Source organism: Acidisphaera rubrifaciens HS-AP3, from assembly GCF_000964365.1.
Classification (GTDB): domain Bacteria; phylum Pseudomonadota; class Alphaproteobacteria; order Acetobacterales; family Acetobacteraceae; genus Acidisphaera; species Acidisphaera rubrifaciens.
In genome coordinates this window covers 1-1,443 of the sequence record NZ_BANB01000722.1, presented here as the reverse complement: position 1 = coordinate 1,443, position 1,443 = coordinate 1, and the positions used below count along the sequence as shown (strand labels likewise).

The window sequence follows — 1,443 nt, the reverse complement described above, 5'->3', positions numbered from 1 at the left end:
GGTCGCCGCCGCCGCATCCGCCCGCGCGGCGGACGGGCGAAGCGCCGCCGCGCCGGCCAAGGTGCCCGCAAGGGTGCCGGCCACACCGGCCGCGGCGATACTATTCAGGACGTCGCGTCGCGCGATGCGCACGCTGCCCTCCCGCACATTGTTGTGCGCGGACTTTGGCTGCATCGGCGGCAAAAGCAAGCGCGGGGCGGGCATGGCCACGCCGCCGCGCCGGGTCTAGGCTGCGCCCCGCACCGTGCCGACCGGAGAGCGCATGCGACGCCGCCTGTTCCTGCCCGTCCTGATCCCGCTCCTGCTGCCGCAAGCAGCCCTCGCGCAATCCCCGCCGCAGGCCTCGCCGCAGTCGGGAGCGGCATCCGGGGCGGCGTCCGCGGCGGACTCCAATGGGGCGTCCGGAGCAAAGCCCGCCGCCGCGCCGTCCGCCGCCGCGCCGCAATCGACGGCGACGGGACTCGCGGCCCAGGCGGCGCTCCCCGGCGCGGGAGCGGTGAACGACTACCCGACCGCCGCCCGCGCGGATTACGTGTTCGCCTGCATGTCGGTGAACGGCGGCTCGCGCGAGGCGCTCGACCACTGCTCCTGCTCGATCGACGTCATCGCCTCGATCCTGCCCTATGCCCGCTACGAAAAGGCCGAGACGGTGCTCAGCATGCGGCAGGGCCTGGTCGGCGGCTATCTCGGCGAGGAGTTCCGCCAGTCGGAGGCGAACGACATCGTCCGCGCGCTCAAGGAAGCGCAGGCCGAGGCCGAGGTCCGCTGCTTCTGACCTCGCCCCGGCCCGCCATCCCTTGCCTCAATCCGTGAAGTCCGTCCGCTAACCTACTCAATCCGTGGGATAGACGTAGTCGCGCAGCAACGCGCCGAACCCGCGCGGGCGGGTGGCGGCCTCGCTGTGCGCCGCCGCCGCCGCGCGGGCGGAGGCGCTCGGCCCGGTGGTGGCCGGGACGGGATGCGCCGTCGCTTCCTCGGTCGCGGAGTGGCCGTTCGCGTCGGTCAGCGCGAGCTGCGTCGAGGTCGTCTCCTCGGTCTGCGCCCAGCGGGCGACGTGATCGAGGGCGTCGCGCCGTCCCAGCGCGTAGGCCTGCCGCACCGCGGCCTCGACCGAAGCAGTGATCTTGTCTAGCTCGGCGTTCTTCATGTGCTACCCATCTGATTGACGACGCAGGTCCAACTGACGACGCGTACGACGTGACGAGGCGGCCGAAGGCGGCGGGCCGCGACACGCTCCTGATGGTCCCGGCTCCGGTCACCCGGCTCCGGTCCCGGTCGGCATATAGCCGTGCCGGGCCCTCCGGACAGCCCCCGGCCGGCAACCATGACCGCCGACCGCAGTCAAGCGCGCCGGAAGGCGAGAGGTTCAATCATGCGCCCGCCCACAACGCCGAGTCACGCGACATGACCGACACCTTGACGCGCGCGCCCCGCGCGCCGGCC

The 1,443-nt window shown here is 73.1% G+C and carries 3 protein-coding genes; 1 reads left to right on the top strand and 2 read right to left on the bottom strand.

From position 1 onward, the window contains the following. A partial coding sequence (locus B8460_RS23105; RefSeq protein ID WP_206742658.1) for a hypothetical protein occupies nt 1–210 on the bottom strand: 210 nt, incomplete at its 3' end. A 52-nt stretch (nt 211–262) separates the two neighbouring features. On the opposite strand from B8460_RS23105, the gene B8460_RS22950 reads away from it, so the two are divergent. Further along, complete coding sequence (locus tag B8460_RS22950; protein WP_084623815.1) at nt 263–775, top strand: hypothetical protein; 513 nt, start codon at nt 263–265, stop codon at nt 773–775. Nucleotides 776–832: 57 nt separating this feature from the next. Here the strand turns inward: B8460_RS22950 and B8460_RS16930 are convergent, their stop codons facing one another. Continuing rightward, on the bottom strand, nt 833–1,147 hold the full coding sequence (locus tag B8460_RS16930; RefSeq protein ID WP_048862794.1) for a hypothetical protein: 315 nt from the start codon (nt 1,145–1,147) through the stop codon (nt 833–835). Nucleotides 1,148–1,443 lie beyond the last annotated feature (296 nt).

Coding starts and splice junctions, on each gene's coding strand:
- B8460_RS22950 (WP_084623815.1), top strand. CDS start 263: ATGCGACGCCGCCTGTTCCTGCCCGTCCTGATCCCGCTCCTGCTGCCG.
- B8460_RS16930 (WP_048862794.1), bottom strand. CDS start 1,147: ATGAAGAACGCCGAGCTAGACAAGATCACTGCTTCGGTCGAGGCCGCG.